This is a genomic window from Clostridium sp. Marseille-P7770, assembly GCF_902143525.1.
In the GTDB taxonomy this organism is placed as follows: domain Bacteria; phylum Bacillota; class Clostridia; order Lachnospirales; family Lachnospiraceae; genus Pilosibacter.
Map to the genome: position 1 here is coordinate 370,602 of NZ_CABFVC010000005.1, position 14,774 is coordinate 385,375.

Annotated in this window: 26 protein-coding genes; all 26 read right to left on the reverse strand. The window is 46.4% G+C overall.

All coding sequences use genetic code 11. The annotated features are described in order from the left end of the window. Position 1: 1 nt before the first annotated feature. Entirely contained in the window at positions 2-175 is a 174-nt protein-coding gene (locus FN001_RS18195) for a KOW domain-containing RNA-binding protein (protein ID WP_182426560.1), read from the reverse strand. Between the two features lie 10 nt (positions 176-185). After that, positions 186-950, reverse strand: coding sequence for a type I methionyl aminopeptidase (gene map / locus FN001_RS14410; RefSeq protein ID WP_118604094.1), 765 nt, complete (start codon positions 948-950; stop codon positions 186-188). Positions 951-954: 4 nt separating this feature from the next. Beyond that, positions 955-1,599, reverse strand: a complete 645-nt coding sequence (locus tag FN001_RS14415; RefSeq protein WP_118321373.1) for an adenylate kinase — start codon at positions 1,597-1,599, stop codon at positions 955-957. Between the two features lie 107 nt (positions 1,600-1,706). Further along, complete coding sequence (gene secY / locus FN001_RS14420) at positions 1,707-3,029, reverse strand: preprotein translocase subunit SecY (protein ID WP_142412316.1); 1,323 nt, start codon at positions 3,027-3,029, stop codon at positions 1,707-1,709. 1 nt (position 3,030) lies between these two features. Further along, the gene (rplO, locus tag FN001_RS14425; RefSeq protein WP_118298693.1) at positions 3,031-3,471 is read right to left on the reverse strand and encodes a 50S ribosomal protein L15; all 441 of its coding nucleotides are present in this window, start codon (positions 3,469-3,471) and stop codon (positions 3,031-3,033) included. A 25-nt stretch (positions 3,472-3,496) separates the two neighbouring features. Beyond that, complete coding sequence (gene rpmD / locus FN001_RS14430; RefSeq protein WP_015553830.1) at positions 3,497-3,679, reverse strand: 50S ribosomal protein L30; 183 nt, start codon at positions 3,677-3,679, stop codon at positions 3,497-3,499. A gap of 15 nt (positions 3,680-3,694) precedes the next feature. Continuing rightward, positions 3,695-4,204 carry a 30S ribosomal protein S5 gene (gene rpsE, locus FN001_RS14435; RefSeq protein WP_118599616.1) on the reverse strand — a complete coding sequence of 170 codons (510 nt, stop codon included), beginning with the start codon at positions 4,202-4,204 and terminating at the stop codon, positions 3,695-3,697. 18 nt (positions 4,205-4,222) lie between these two features. After that, a complete protein-coding gene (rplR, locus tag FN001_RS14440; protein WP_015553832.1) occupies positions 4,223-4,591 on the reverse strand; it encodes a 50S ribosomal protein L18 in 369 nt (122 codons plus the stop codon). Between the two features lie 18 nt (positions 4,592-4,609). Continuing rightward, positions 4,610-5,152 carry a 50S ribosomal protein L6 gene (gene rplF, locus FN001_RS14445; RefSeq protein WP_015553833.1) on the reverse strand — a complete coding sequence of 181 codons (543 nt, stop codon included), beginning with the start codon at positions 5,150-5,152 and terminating at the stop codon, positions 4,610-4,612. 160 nt (positions 5,153-5,312) lie between these two features. Next, positions 5,313-5,714 carry a 30S ribosomal protein S8 gene (gene rpsH, locus FN001_RS14450; RefSeq protein WP_015553834.1) on the reverse strand — a complete coding sequence of 134 codons (402 nt, stop codon included), beginning with the start codon at positions 5,712-5,714 and terminating at the stop codon, positions 5,313-5,315. A gap of 251 nt (positions 5,715-5,965) precedes the next feature. Further along, positions 5,966-6,151, reverse strand: coding sequence for a type Z 30S ribosomal protein S14 (locus tag FN001_RS14455; RefSeq protein ID WP_008396318.1), 186 nt, complete (start codon positions 6,149-6,151; stop codon positions 5,966-5,968). A 15-nt stretch (positions 6,152-6,166) separates the two neighbouring features. After that, complete coding sequence (rplE, locus tag FN001_RS14460; protein ID WP_118532551.1) at positions 6,167-6,706, reverse strand: 50S ribosomal protein L5; 540 nt, start codon at positions 6,704-6,706, stop codon at positions 6,167-6,169. Between the two features lie 23 nt (positions 6,707-6,729). After that, a complete protein-coding gene (gene rplX / locus FN001_RS14465; RefSeq protein WP_015553835.1) occupies positions 6,730-7,035 on the reverse strand; it encodes a 50S ribosomal protein L24 in 306 nt (101 codons plus the stop codon). A 14-nt stretch (positions 7,036-7,049) separates the two neighbouring features. Continuing rightward, positions 7,050-7,418, reverse strand: a complete 369-nt coding sequence (gene rplN / locus FN001_RS14470) for a 50S ribosomal protein L14 (RefSeq protein WP_118532547.1) — start codon at positions 7,416-7,418, stop codon at positions 7,050-7,052. A 25-nt stretch (positions 7,419-7,443) separates the two neighbouring features. Further along, positions 7,444-7,725 (reverse strand): 30S ribosomal protein S17, encoded by a 282-nt coding sequence (rpsQ, locus tag FN001_RS14475; RefSeq protein ID WP_330579573.1) that lies wholly within the window; start codon positions 7,723-7,725, stop codon positions 7,444-7,446. 81 nt (positions 7,726-7,806) lie between these two features. After that, entirely contained in the window at positions 7,807-8,016 is a 210-nt protein-coding gene (gene rpmC, locus FN001_RS14480) for a 50S ribosomal protein L29 (RefSeq protein ID WP_021905521.1), read from the reverse strand. Further along, the gene (gene rplP, locus FN001_RS14485) at positions 8,006-8,443 is read right to left on the reverse strand and encodes a 50S ribosomal protein L16 (protein WP_015553837.1); all 438 of its coding nucleotides are present in this window, start codon (positions 8,441-8,443) and stop codon (positions 8,006-8,008) included. Before rplP ends, rpmC begins: the two co-directional genes overlap by 11 nt. Next, positions 8,443-9,099, reverse strand: a complete 657-nt coding sequence (rpsC, locus tag FN001_RS14490; protein ID WP_015553838.1) for a 30S ribosomal protein S3 — start codon at positions 9,097-9,099, stop codon at positions 8,443-8,445. The genes rplP and rpsC overlap by 1 nt, the downstream gene beginning before the upstream one ends. 12 nt (positions 9,100-9,111) lie before the next feature. After that, positions 9,112-9,498, reverse strand: a complete 387-nt coding sequence (rplV, locus tag FN001_RS14495; RefSeq protein WP_015553839.1) for a 50S ribosomal protein L22 — start codon at positions 9,496-9,498, stop codon at positions 9,112-9,114. Positions 9,499-9,527: 29 nt separating this feature from the next. Continuing rightward, the gene (rpsS, locus tag FN001_RS14500) at positions 9,528-9,809 is read right to left on the reverse strand and encodes a 30S ribosomal protein S19 (protein ID WP_015553840.1); all 282 of its coding nucleotides are present in this window, start codon (positions 9,807-9,809) and stop codon (positions 9,528-9,530) included. Positions 9,810-9,827: 18 nt separating this feature from the next. Continuing rightward, positions 9,828-10,673 (reverse strand): 50S ribosomal protein L2, encoded by an 846-nt coding sequence (gene rplB, locus FN001_RS14505; RefSeq protein WP_117470154.1) that lies wholly within the window; start codon positions 10,671-10,673, stop codon positions 9,828-9,830. A gap of 75 nt (positions 10,674-10,748) precedes the next feature. Further along, on the reverse strand, positions 10,749-11,048 hold the full coding sequence (gene rplW, locus FN001_RS14510; protein WP_142412317.1) for a 50S ribosomal protein L23: 300 nt from the start codon (positions 11,046-11,048) through the stop codon (positions 10,749-10,751). Next, positions 11,048-11,668, reverse strand: coding sequence for a 50S ribosomal protein L4 (gene rplD, locus FN001_RS14515; protein ID WP_117470152.1), 621 nt, complete (start codon positions 11,666-11,668; stop codon positions 11,048-11,050). The genes rplW and rplD overlap by 1 nt, the downstream gene beginning before the upstream one ends. A gap of 27 nt (positions 11,669-11,695) precedes the next feature. After that, complete coding sequence (gene rplC / locus FN001_RS14520; protein WP_117503172.1) at positions 11,696-12,331, reverse strand: 50S ribosomal protein L3; 636 nt, start codon at positions 12,329-12,331, stop codon at positions 11,696-11,698. A gap of 222 nt (positions 12,332-12,553) precedes the next feature. Beyond that, positions 12,554-12,871, reverse strand: coding sequence for a 30S ribosomal protein S10 (gene rpsJ, locus FN001_RS14525; RefSeq protein ID WP_015553845.1), 318 nt, complete (start codon positions 12,869-12,871; stop codon positions 12,554-12,556). A gap of 503 nt (positions 12,872-13,374) precedes the next feature. Further along, entirely contained in the window at positions 13,375-14,772 is a 1,398-nt protein-coding gene (locus FN001_RS14530) for a S41 family peptidase (protein ID WP_243122030.1), read from the reverse strand. Positions 14,773-14,774 lie beyond the last annotated feature (2 nt).

Consider the following 14,774-nt stretch of genomic DNA (forward strand, 5'->3'; position numbering starts at 1 on the left):
TTTACCTCCTGTTTGCTTTCTTAATGATCTGGACATGTTTTTTATTTTTCCGGAGGACCCGGCCGTTCTCTGCAAGCAGAGAAACGTATGTTCCAAGGTCCTCCGTTATGACATAGATTTTATCCTTGTCATTTCCGGCAAGTGATCTCGCCAGGAATCCCGGGGTCATCTCCATGCGGGGCCTCCTATTCAAGGCCCGGACGCAGGGAGAGGATCTCCGGCTCGCCCTCGGTGATGAGGATCGTATTCTCATAGTGAGCGGACAGGGCATGATCTGCTGTAACAACGGTCCAGTCATCGTCCATCCAGATTACATCCGGTGTACCTGCATTGATCATCGGCTCGATCGCCAGTGTCATGCCCGGCTGCAGAAGGATCCCCTTTCTCTTCGTTGCGAAGTTCGGGACCTCCGGATCTTCATGAAGGTGGGTACCAATTCCATGTCCTACCAGATCGCGGACAACGCCATAGCCGAATTTCTCGGCATATGCCTGGATTGCCGTGGAGATGTCATTCAGATGATTGCCTGCTTTTGCAAATTTAATACCTTCGTAAAAGCACTGTTTTGTCACATCCATCAGTTTCTGTGCTTCCGGGGAGACGTTTCCTACTGCCCAGGTGCGGGCTGCGTCGGAATGGTATCCTTTATAGATCGTTCCTGCGTCAAGGCTGACGATATCGCCTTCCTTTAAAATGCGGTGCTTATTCGGGATACCATGTACGATCTCATCGTTTACGGACACGCAGATGGATGCCGGATATCCATTATAATTCTTAAAGGACGGAATGCATCCATGGCTGCGGATCAGGCGCTCTCCCAGCTTGTCGATGTCCATCGTGGACATTCCCGGGTGAACGGCTGCATGCAGCTCCTCGTGTACCTGCGCCAGAATTTCTCCGGCTTTTCGCATCAGTTCGATCTCTCTCGGCGATTTAATTGTTACTGCCATTCTTTTAAGCTCCTAAAATCTTTGTGATAGCCTCAAATACCTGTTCCATATTCTGTGTTCCGTCTACAGTGTAGAGAACGTGCTTATCCGCATAGAAGCTGATGAGCGGACGTGTCTGCTCATGGTAAACAGCCAGACGTTTTGTAACAGTCTCCGGCTTATCATCATCTCTTAAGACGAGTTCAGCGCCGCACTTGTCGCAGATGCCTTCCTTCTTCGGAGCAGCATATACGATGTGATAGGTCATTCCGCACTTTACGCATGCACGGCGGCCTGCCATACGGGTAACGATCTTCTCATCCGGTACGTCGACATCGATCGCGAAATCGATCGCCTCTCCCTTTTTCGCAAGAGCCTCTGTGAGAGCCTCTGCCTGCGGGATCGTACGTGGGAATCCATCGAGGATGTATCCCTCTTTGCAGTCCGGCTGGCTGATCCTGTCCATAACAAGGTCAACAGTCAGTTCATCCGGAACAAGAAGTCCCTGGTCCATGAATGCTTTCGCTTTCTTTCCAAGTTCTGTTCCGTTCTTGATATTAGCCCGGAAGATATCTCCGGTAGAAATGTGCGGGATTCCGTACTTTTCCGCGATTCTCTGTGCCTGGGTTCCTTTTCCGGCACCCGGCGCGCCCAACATAATGATCTTCATAATTGTTATTTCCTCCACTCGTCCTAAAAAACCGAAAAAGCGGGCGAAAAGCATCTTTCCGCCCGCTCCGATTTTCAGCACGCAGCTGCTGCTATTTCTCTGTCAAATCAGTCATTTAAGAATCCCTTGTAATTTCTTACAAGCATTAAAGACTCCACAGCCTTGATCGTCTCGAGGATAACACCTGCAATAATGATCAGGGATGTGCCGCCGAAGGAAAGATTACCAACGGAGAAGAGACCGGATGCGATGATCGGGATAATGCACACGATCACCAGACCGCAGGCTCCAATAAATACAATATAGTTTAAGATATTGTTAAGGTAGTCCGAAGTTGGCTTACCTGGGCGGATGCCCGGGATAAAGCCGCCGGATTTCTTCATATTATTAGCAACTTCCAGCGGGTTAAACGTAATGGACGTATAGAAATACGCGAACAGTACGACTAATACGATATATACGAGCAAACCAATGGAGTAAGCCGGAGCTTCCGGTTTAAACCAGTTGGATGAGCTCAGCGCTAACAGGATCTTTCCACCGATTGTTGAATAATCTACGTGGAAGAACTGAGCGATCATGACCGGCATGGACATGATGGAAGAAGCAAAGATGACCGGAATAACGTTTGCGGTGTTTACCTTCAACGGAATGTAGGTAGACTGTCCGCCGATCATTCTGCGGCCCTGCATCTTCTTGCTGTACTGTACCGGAATTCTGCGCTCCGCATCATTTAAGATGAGAACGAAGACAACGATCGCAATGATGATCGCCAGTACAATAATGCATGCTACTGTTGCAACTGCAACTGATTTGCCTGCCATAAAGCGCTCATATAATGTCATCATATCCTGTGGAGTACCAGATACGATATTGATCAGAAGTACGATGGAAATACCGTTTCCGACTCCATTGTCTGTAATCCTCTCGCCAATCCACATCAGAAGAGCGGAACCTGCGGTCATAGCTGCTACAACCGTGAGGTATCCCCAGACATTGCGGTGATCTTCGAGAAGAAGTCCTTTACCGCCAAGGCCGACTGCCATTGCACAGGACTCGAAAAGAGCCAGGCCAACGGTAAGATATCTGGTGTACTCTGCGATCTTCTTTCTTCCGTCCTCACCATCCTTCTGCATTTCCTCAAGCTTCGGAATTGCAATGGTAAGCAACTGCATGATGATGGACGATGTGATATACGGGGTGATGCTCAGCGCAAAGATCGACATGGAGGAGAAAGATCCTCCTGTGATCGCATTGAAAAATCCCATTCCAGATGACTGGAGATTGGAAAAGAAATCATGCAGATAGCTGGGATCAACGCCCGGAATCGGAAGACAACAGCCGATTCGGATGACTACAAGCATCATGAAGGTGTAAAGAAGTCTGTCGCGGACTTCTTTCACCTTAAATGCCTTCTGTAAGGATTTTAGCATATTAGATCACCTCGCAGGTTCCACCTACTGCCTCAATTTTAGCTTTTGCGCCTTCACTGAAAGCATTGGCTTTAACGACAAGTTTCTTTGTTAACTCTCCGTTACCAAGAATCTTAACGCCGTCCTGCGGGTTTTTGATCACACCTGTCTCCAGTAATGTCTCAACGGATACTACGGAGTCATTCTCAAATCTCTCTAATGCGCTTACATTAATTCCAACGATCTCCTTGGAGTTGATGTTTGTAAATCCTCTCTTCGGAAGACGTCTGTATAACGGCATCTGGCCGCCCTCGAAACCAGGTCTCGGTGCGCCGGAACGTGCCTTCTGGCCCTTATGTCCCTTACCAGCTGTCTTACCATTTCCAGAAGCGTGTCCACGACCTCTTCTGAAACTATCACTGTGTTTAGATCCTTCAGCAGGATGTAAATTAGATAAGTTCATCACTGCACCTCCTTACTTATATCTATTAGATCTCTTCAACTTTTACCAGATGTCTGACATTCTGGATCATGCCTCTAACTGCACCATTATCCGGCATCTCAACAGTCTTGTGCATCTTCTTTAAACCAAGTGCCTCGATTGTTGCTCTCTGCTTCGGAACAGCGCCGATAGGGGATTTTACTAATGTGATTTTTAATTTCTCTGCCATTTTATTATCCTCCTATTAGCAAACAACGTCTTCAACAGATTTGCCGCGGTTCTTAGCAACCTCTTCCGGAGTCTTTAATTTTGTAAGACCCTCGATTGTTGCGAGAACTACGTTTGTCTTGTTGTTGGAACCTAAAGACTTTGTACGGATGTTCTTGATGCCTGCAAGCTCTACTACGGAACGAACCGGACCACCAGCGATGATACCAGTACCTTCCGGAGCTCTCTTGATCAGTACGGAAGCGCTTCCGTACTCGCCAAGGAAGTCGTGCGGGATGCTCTTGTTCTCATCCATCGGGATCTCTACAAGGTTCTTCATAGCAGCTTCTTTACCTTTACGGATAGCTTCCGGAACCTCACCTGCTTTACCAAGGCCTGCGCCTACGTGACCATTGCCGTCTCCTACTACTACCAGAGCGGAAAATCTCATGGTACGTCCACCTTTAACAGTCTTGGATACGCGCTTAATGGCAACAACTTTGTCATTTAACTCTAACTGACTTGCGTCAATGATTGTACGCTTCATGCTGTTTTCTCCTCTCTATTAGAATACGAGACCAGCCTCGCGGGCTGCATCTGCTAATGCCTGAATCTTACCCTGATAAATGAAACCGCCTCTATCGAAAACGACCTCTTTGATGCCTTTCTCGATTGCTCTCTTAGCTACTACGGTTCCGATATATGCAGCTGCATCAACGGTATCTGTGTTCTCTAACTCTGCTTTGATCTCTTTCTCAAGAGTAGAAGCAGATACTAAAGTATGTCCAACGGAATCGTCGATGATCTGAGCATACATATGATTATTGCTTCTGAACACTGCTAAACGCGGTCTCTCTGCTGTACCAGCAAAGCGATTGCGTAATCTATAGTGTTTTTTTCTGCGGATTTCGCTTCTTGACTGCTTGCTAACCATTTTTACACTCTCCTTAAATTATTTCTTACCAGTCTTACCAACTTTGCGTCTGATAACCTCATCAGCGTACTTGATACCTTTGCCCTTATACGGCTCCGGTCTTCTCTTCTCTCTGATTTCAGCTGCATACTGGCCGACTTTCTCTTTGCTGATGCCCTTAACGATGATGATGTTCTGTCCATCAAGAACAGTCTCGATACCTTCCGGATCTTCCATCTCTACCGGATGGGAGTAACCAAGGGAAAGTGTGAGCTTCTTGCCCTGCTTCTGAGCTCTGTAACCAACACCGTTTACCTCAAGCTTCTTCTCGTAGCCTTCAGTAACACCCTGGATCATGTTATGGATTAGCGTTCTTGTAAGACCGTGTAAAGATTTCATCTTCTTTAAATCGTTCGGTCTTGTTACGACGATGTGTCCATCTTCTTCTTTGATTTCCATCTCTACCGGTAAATCTCTTACCAGTGTTCCCTTCGGACCTTTAACGGTCACATTGTTGTTCTCTGCGATTGTTACAGTTACGCCTGCTGGAATCGCTACCGGCATTCTACCAATACGTGACATGCCTTTTACCTCCTACTTAGATTCTCGGAAAGTGCTTTAACACTCTCTGTTTTCAGTTTCTATGTTATATATAGTCTGAAGTTATCTCCAGACGCACGCAAACTCCGCCCTTCCAGATCTTAAATCCGGCTTTGCAGGCGGGGTGCGATAACATCAATAATTACCAAACGAACGCAAGAACTTCTCCGCCGACACCAAGCTGTCTAGCCTGCTTGTCAGTGATGATTCCCTGGTTTGTGGATACGATAGCGATACCAAGTCCGCCAAGTACCTTCGGCATATCTTCCTTGCCAGCGTATACACGTAAGCCCGGCTTGGAGATCTTCTTGATACCGGAGATGATCTTCTCGTTCTTGTCTGCGCCATACTTTAAGGAGATGCGGATTGTCTGGAATGCACCGTCCTCAACGATGTCATATTTCTTGATGTAGCCTTCTCTTACAAGGATATCAGCGATAGCTAATTTCATCTTGGAAGCCGGAACATCTACTGTATCGTGTTTAGCAGTGTTTGCGTTACGAATTCTTGTAAGCATATCTGCAATCGGATCGCTCATAGTCATGATTATATTTCCTCCTAATGGGTTGTTGGTTTATCACTGTGGTTCGCGAATCATTCGCGCTGCACAGGAGTGTTGTTCGGCCTGGGGAAAACAAGTTTTCCGTATAGGCGTTGTTACGATGAATAGGGAAGTTCTTTTCCCTGTGGTCGAAGAACGGGACCAGTCAGCTTGCCAGGCGCTTCACTGCACGGTCAGGCGGGGGAACTCGCCGTTTCCCACCTGACTTCTGACGCCTTTTAAGCAGCTAAATCCTACCAGCTTGCCTTCTTTACGCCCGGGATCTCGCCCTTGTAAGCGAGCTCACGGAAGCAGATACGGCAAATGCCATATTTTCTCAGATATGCATGTGGACGACCACAGATTCTGCAGCGGTTGTATTCTCTTGTGGAGAACTTTGCCGGACGCTGCTGTTTAATCTTCATTGAAGTCTTTGCCATGGTTACTCCTCCTAATTACTTTGCAAACGGCATGTTGAATAATGTTAAAAGTTCACGAGCTTCCTCGTCAGTCTTAGCGGTAGTAACGAAGATGATGTCCATACCTCTAACCTTGTCAACTTTATCATATTCAATTTCCGGGAAAATTAACTGTTCCTTGATGCCGAGTGCGTAGTTACCTCTGCCGTCGAACGCGTTAGCGTTTACGCCGCGGAAGTCACGTACACGCGGAAGAGCGAGGTTGATCAGACGATCAGCGAACTCGTACATCTTCTCGCCGCGAAGAGTAACTTTGCATCCAATAGCCATGCCCTCTCTGAGTTTGAAGTTTGCGACAGACTTCTTAGCCTTTGTAAGAACTGCCTTCTGACCGGAGATGATCTCAAGGTCACGAACTGCAGAGTCAAGGACTTTCGCGTTGTCTTTTGCTTCGCCTACGCCCATGTTGATAACGATCTTGTCGAGCTTCGGCACTTCCATGATATTCTTATAACCAAATTTCTTGATCATTGCTTCAACGATCTCGTTCTGGTACATTTCTTTTAATCTAGCCAACTTGTGTTTCCTCCTCTCTGCTATTAGTCAATTACTTTACCGGTTGCCTTAGCAACGCGGACTTTCTTACCGTCTTTAACTTCAAAGCCAACTCTTGTAGCTTTTCCGTCAACGAACAGCATTACGTTGGAGATATCGATCGGAGCTTCCTGATGAACAATTCCGCCGTTCTGGTTTGTCTGGCTCGGTTTGGTGTGCTTTGTCACCATGTTGCAGCCTTCAACGACAACTTCGTTCTTCTTGGTATCTACGCTCAGAACTTTACCAGTTTTATCTTTATCTTTACCTGCGATGATCTTTACCATATCATCTTTTTTGATTTTATGCATTATCTGGCACCTCCTTATAATACTTCCGGAGCCAGAGATACGATCTTCATGAACTGTTTCTCACGAAGCTCTCTTGCAACCGGCCCAAAAATACGGGTTCCTTTTGGAGTCTTGTCATCTTTGATGATAACTGCTGCGTTCTCATCAAATTTAATATAAGAACCGTCTTTACGACGTGCGCCTTTTACAGAACGAACTACAACGGCTTTGACTACATCGCCCTTCTTTACAACGCCACCTGGTGTTGCTTCTTTAACGGAGGCTACGATTACATCACCGATGTTAGCATATCTTCTTGTAGAACCGCCCATAACGCGGATACAAAGCAGTTCTCTTGCACCTGTATTATCGGCAACCTTTAATCTGGATTCCTGCTGAATCATGCCTGTTACTCCTTCCTCGAATCAATTATCTTGCTTTCTCGACGATTTCAACAAGTCTCCATCTCTTATCCTTGGATAACGGTCTTGTCTCCATCACTTTAACTGTGTCGCCGATATTGCACTCATTTTTCTCATCATGAGCTTTTAATTTATATGTCTTTTTAACGATCTTTCCGATTAACGGATGTTTTACGTGGTTCTCGATAGCAACGACGATTGTCTTGTCCATCTTGTTGCTAACTACCTTACCAGTACGTGTTTTTCTAAGATTTCTTTCCACGACGGATAATCTCCTTTCAAAATCGATTTGTTACACGCATCGGCGTGTGTCATAACGACAGCTGTTCAACCCGCAAGTATGCCTTGGGGGTTCTTCACCGATACGGGATTAGTTAGCAACTCTTGCCTTTTCTGTGATAACAGTCTGAATTCTTGCGATGTTCTTGCGAACCTCTTTGATTCTGCTTGTGTTATCTAACTGGTTGGTTGCGTTCTGGAATCTCAGGTTGAAGAGCTCCTTCTTTGCTGCAACTAATTCTTCATTTAACTCTGCAGCGGTTTTCGCTTTTAATTCTTCTACATACTTATTAGTTTTCACTGTTATCACCGCCTTCTAAATCTGCCTTGGAAGCAATTTTACACTTACACGGGAGTTTGTGCATAGCAAGACGAAGAGCTTCCTTTGCTGTTTCCTCCGGAACGCCAGCGATTTCGAACATAACACGGCCCGGTTTAACTACTGCTACCCAGTACTCAAGAGCGCCCTTACCGGAACCCATACGAGTCTCAGCCGGTTTAGCTGTTACCGGTTTGTCCGGGAAGATCTTGATCCAAACTTTACCACCACGTTTGATATAACGAGTCATGGCAACACGGGCTGCCTCGATCTGATTAGATTTGATCCAGCACGGCTCAAGGGCAACAAGGCCATACTCACCGTTGGAGATTGTATTTCCTCTTAAAGCTTTACCGGCCATAGTTCCACGGAACTGTTTGCGGCGCTTTACTCTTTTCGGCATTAACATTATTTATCGCTCCCTTCCTTATTTCCCTTAGTCGGAAGAACCTCGCCTTTGTAGATCCAAACTTTAACGCCAAGTTTGCCGTAAGTTGTATCTGCCTCTGCGAAACCATAGTCAATATCTGCTCTTAATGTCTGAAGCGGGATTGTTCCCTCGCTGTAGAACTCTGTACGTGCGATATCAGCGCCGCCAAGACGTCCGCCAACTGCAGTCTTGATACCAAGAACGCCAGCCTTCATGGATCTGGACATTGTGGACTTCATAGCACGACGGAAGGAAACACGGTTCTCAAGCTGCTGAGCGATGGACTCTGCAACGAGCTGAGCTTCACGGTCCGGTCTCTTAACTTCCTTGATGTCTACAAATACCTTCTTAGCAGTCATCTTCTGAACTTCAGCTTTGACCTTCTCGATCTCAGATCCGCCCTTACCGATAACTACGCCCGGTTTTGCTGTGAAAACGATAATTTTTACTCTATCAGATGCGCGCTCGATTTCGATCTTGGAAACGCCGGCGCTGTATAATCTCTTCTTCAGGTAAGTTCTGATTTTGTGATCCTCGATGAGGTTGTCAGCGAAATCAGCTTCAGCGTACCATCTGGAATCCCAGTCTTTGATAACGCCGACTCTCATGCCGTGTGGATTAACTTTCTGTCCCATAACTGCCTCCTATTATTTCTCGTTCAGCACGATAGTGATGTGGCTCATTCTCTTTTCGATTCTGTAAGCTCTACCCTGTGCTCTCGGTTTTACTCTCTTCATAATCGGTCCCTGAGATGCGTAGCACTCCTCCACATACAGGTTCTCTGCGTTCATGCCGTTGTTGTTCTCAGCATTTGCGATTGCAGATTTTAATAATTTCTCGATTAAGCTGGAAGCATATCTAGGATTGTAAGTTACAATACCAAGTGCTGTCTGAACATCTTTGCCTCTGATGGCATCTAATACGAAACAAGCCTTCTGAACGGATACTCTTGCGTAAGACAGCTTTGCAGACGGTCTTGTATCCTTCTGGGCATTTCTCTCTCTCTTAATCTGACTTCTATGTCCCTTAGCCATTACTGGAACCTCCTTTCAAAGCGTATCTATTATTTACGTCCGGACTTTTTCTCGTCTTTGCCGTGGCCTCTGTAAGTTCTTGTAGCAACGAACTCACCAAGTTTGTGACCAACCATATCTTCTGTTACGTATACCGGTACATGCTTTCTGCCGTCATGTACAGCGATTGTATGACCAACCATCTGCGGGAAGATTGTAGAACGGCGGGACCAGGTCTTGATAACCTGTTTCTGTCCTGCCTCGTTCATAGCGTCTACCTTCTTCAGTAAGCTAGCGTCTGCAAATGGTCCTTTTTTAAGTGAACGAGCCATCGTTTTACCTCCTATCGATTATGAAATAGCCTTACCATTTCTTCTTCTTACGATTAACTTGTTAGACTGTTTGTTTTTCTTTCTAGTCTTAAGACCAAGAGCAGGCTTGCCCCACGGTGTGCACGGACCCGGACGGCCGATACCAGTCTTACCTTCACCACCACCGTGCGGATGGTCATTCGGGTTCATAACGGAACCACGGACTGTCGGGCGGATACCCATGTGACGTTTTCTACCTGCTTTACCAATCTTAACAAGGTTGTGGTCGCCGTTGCCTACAACACCGATTGTTGCGCGGCACTCGATCGGAACCATTCTCATCTCGCCGGACGGTAAACGAAGTGTAGCGTATTTTCCTTCTTTAGCCATTAACTGTGCAGCGTTTCCTGCAGAACGAACCATCTGTCCGCCCTTGCCCGGGAAAAGCTCGATATTGTGAACCTGTGCACCAACCGGGATTAAGGATAACGGTAAGCAGTTGCCGACCTTAGCCTCTGCGTGCTCGCCGCTCATAACCTTCATTCCGTTTGTAAGGCCCTGCGGTGCAAGGATGTAGGACTTCTCACCATCTGCGTAGCAGATTAAAGCGATGTTAGCGCTTCTGTTCGGATCGTACTCGATACCGATTACAGTTGCCTGAATTCCGTCTTTGGAATTTCTCTTGAAGTCAACCATTCTATATTTCTGTCTGTTTCCACCGCCCTGATGTCTAACGGTGATCTTACCCTGGTTGTTACGACCAGCGTTCTTCTTTAAAGAAACTACTAAGGACTTCTCCGGAGTTGTCTTTGTGATCTCGGAGAAATCAGAACCTGTCATATTTCTTCTGGAAGGTGTATATGGGTTATAGGTTTTGATTCCCATTTCTGACTCCTTTCAACGCCTTCTGGCGTTTCTATTTTTCGTATCGCGGCTTTGGTTGCCGCATAGTTTCAAAAATTACAGACCCTGGAAGATCTCGATGTCTTTGCTGTCTGCTGTGAGCTTAACGATTGCTTTCTTGGTCTTAGCAGTCTTACCAACTACCATACCACGTCTGCGGTTCTTACCGTCAGCGTTCATTGTGTTTACGCTCTCGACCTTTGTGCCCGGGAACATCTTCTCAACAGCTTCTTTGATCATGGTCTTGTTTGCTTCCGGATGTACGAGGAATGTATATTTCATCTCGCTCATAGCGTTCATGCTCTTCTCAGTTACAACCGGTTTGAGGATTACGTCGTAGTACTGTACGTTTGCCATTATGCGTATACCTCCTCGATAGATGCTACAGCAGCCTTAGTAGCTACTACAGTGTTGTATTTCAGAATGTCGAATACATTGATTGTATTAACAAGGGAAGTCTTAACTTCCGGGATATTTCTTGCGGAAAGAACTGTGTTCTGATCGTTGTCAGCAAGAACAACAAGAGCCTTGGAAACCTTGAGGTTGTTCATAACAGCCTTGAAGTTCTTTGTCTTGATCTCGTCGAACTTTAACTCGTCAACAACTACGAACTTGTTCTCGTTTACTCTGCTTGTAAGAGCGGACTTAAGAGCAGCTCTCTTCTCTTTCTTGTTAAGAGTGATTGTGTAATCTCTCGGAGTCGGAGCGAATACCATTCCGCCGCCTGTCCACTGCGGAGATCTTGTGGAACCCTGTCTAGCGTGACCTGTTCCTTTCTGTCTCCACGGCTTTCTGCCGCCACCGGAAACCTCAGAACGTGTTTTTGCTTTCTGTGTTCCCTGACGTTTATTTGCAAGCTGTGCAACAACAGCCATGTGTACGAGATGCTCGTTCACTTCAACGCCAAATACAGCGTCGTTCAGCTCGATTGTGCCAACTTCTTTACCTTCCATATTGTATACGGATACGTTTGCCATTTCTGTTTCCTCCTTTCCTGTAAAAGCTTATTTGTTAGCCTTTACTGTTTCCTTTAATGTTACTAAGGACTTCTTCGGTCCCGGTACAGCGCCTTTAACAAGGATCAGGTTGTTCTCAACGTCAACCTTGACAATCTCGAGGTTCTGAGTGGTAATCTTCTTGTTACCCATCTGACCCGGCATGCCTTTGCCCTTGAATACGCGGCCCGGAGTTGTTGCGGAACCATTGGAACCCTGATGACGATGGAATTTAGAACCATGAGCCATCGGTCCTCTGCTCTGTCCAAGTCTCTTAATAGCGCCCTGGAAACCTTTACCTTTGGAGATAGCAGTTGCATCAACCTTATCGCCAGCAGCGAAGATATCAGCTTTGATTTCGTCTTTTACGTTATACTCTTCAGAATTCTCAAAACGGAACTCTCTAACGAATCTCTTGTAAGATACGCCAGCCTTGTCGAAGTGACCCTTTACCGGCTTGTTTACAAGTTTCTCTCTCTTATCTACAAAGCCAACCTGTACAGCTTTGTATCCATCGTTCTCCTCTGTCTTAACCTGTGTTACTACACACGGACCAGCCTGAAGAACAGTTACCGGAACAAGAACGCCTTCATCGTTGAAGATCTGAGTCATTCCGACTTTTGTAGCTAAAATCGCTTTCTTCATTGTTTTTACCTCCTGTTACTAATCTACAGCGGAACGCAAAACAGAATTTTCTGTGCGTTCATCCTAGAGCAGCCCAACATAGGTGGAACACTATGACATTACATATTGTAATGATGTTGATTCCCTTTCAGGATGAGTAGTGTTGCTTTTATATCAGAACCATTCAGGATTTCTAATTTTAGTGGCTACATTTCAGTAGCATGAAAAATAAATATTTTTCAATTATTTATTTTTCATTTTGATGTCGATATAAACACCAGCCGGCATTTCCAGTCTGGACAGTGCATCTACTGTCTTCTGGCTCGGGCTTGCGATATCGATGAGTCTCTTATGAGTTCTCTGCTCGAACTGCTCTCTGGAATCTTTGTACTTATGAACAGCTCTTAAGATTGTTACAACCTCTTTCTTTGTCGGCAGCGGAACCGGACCACTCACCTGTGCTCCTGTTTTCTTTACTGTCTCGATGATCTTTCCAGCGGACTGGTCGATCAGCTGATGGTCGTAAGCCTTTAATGTGATTCTCATAACCTGACTTGCCATAAAAAAAGTCGCCTCCTTTTCGCACTTTTAATCGAAGTACGACAAGCGGTGACTGTACACGGTCTCGTGTGTATCATGCCGATTCACACGTTGTTACTGCCCCTTACCCTGAGCAGCTGTTAATTTGGTACAGTGACTTGTCGCCAGTTTCCTAACTTGACATTCGCTCCACGGAACACCTGCCATTCTCAGGCAGCAACCTCTCGCTTCTACGCTATCATGTCACAGCCAGATAAGAATAACACATCGTAATCTAAAAATCAAGCCTTTTTTGCTTATTTTTTAAGGGTTTTTTCAATTTGTGGATAATCGGCAGGAGCATGTTCAAATCGAAGTTTTCCATGCACAGATTGAAACAGCAAAGAGGAAAAAGGTCGCATCAGATCCATTCTCATGTGACTTTTTCCTCTTTTCGCTTCAGGGAGCATCCTGTTTCTTCTATATAATATAGTAGATATTCAATTTTCCCCGTTATCAATTTCTCAGAATCTAATGCGCAGGTCCTACTTCTCAGCACCTGTCTCTTTCTCGATCTCCAGATTCTCCTTTACCTTCGCCTCAAAGTCATCATTCGCAGCTTCTGTCTCCCCGGTCTCCGCGGAGATCTTCGCTTTTACCGCATCGACGCCTTCATCGAAAACTTCAAGAGCTGTCTGCAGCTGGTTGTCCTCGTCCTTCGGGATCTCGATCTTTGACTTCAGATCCTCAGCGAGTGCGACTGTCACATCCGGCTCGATGCCGAGTTTGTGGATGCACTCACCGGACGGAGTATAATAATACGCCGTTGTGAGTTTCAGGCCGCTGCCGTCCGGGAGATTGAACACTCCCTGGGCGATTCCTTTTCCGAAGGTCTTCTCTCCGACGATCGTTGCCCAGTTGTTATCCTTTAAGGCACCCGTCAGTACCTCGGAGGCGCTGGCGCTCTCGCCGTTTACAAGAAGAATGATCGGGACATCCACTTCATGTCCGTCATCGGAAGAGTAGGTGCTGTCATCGATTCCTTTTCCCTTAAAGCTTACGATGGTCTTTCCATCCGGAAGAAGATAATCTGCGATTTCCTTCGCCGCCTGGACAACACCGCCGCCGTTATTTCGAAGGTCAACGATCAGCTTTTCCATTCCCTGGGCTGTAAGGTCATCCACAGCTTTCTTAAACTGTTCGGAGCTTACCTCCTCAAAGGAAGAAAGTGAGATATATCCGGCTTTGTTTTCCACCATCTCATACTCCACCGTCGGGTTCTCCACCATGCGCCGCTCCACATCCATCTCCACATATTCATCCGTGGACTGACGGTAAACAGTCAGATGGACCTTCGTTCCTTCCTCACCGCGAATGTGATCGCTCACGAGAAGAGAGAGGTCCTCACCGGTCGCCTCGATATCTTCCACTTTGTAGAGGATATCTCCGGGAAGCATTCCGGCTTCCTGTGCCGGGGAATCTTTAAACACCTTCACGGCCGTGATAATTCCGGTATATACATTCTGGCTGACCTGAACACCGATCCCGCAGTAAGTACCGGAATTTTCCTCGTTCAGACTGGTATATTCGTCCTTATCATAATACACAGAATACGGATCGTTCAGAGAATACATGTACCCTCGGTAGATCCAGTCCTCCGCTGTCCCGTTCTTCTTCTGTTCTTCCTCCGTCATGTTCTCATCGAACAGGAAGTACTTGTCGATCAGTGCCTCCATGTACTGAAGCTTCGGCTCGATCTTCTTCATATCAAGCTTGTTGGCATCCGCTCCGGTCGTCTGTGCGCTCTGACTCTCCGAAGTCCGACGCCCGATGATCCATATTCCGGTTGCAAATCCAACCACTGCAAATCCCGCAAAAGCCGTCACAAGTGCGCCCACCAGGACGCCTTTCCAGAATTTATTTTTCGTCTCTTTCTCTTCCAATG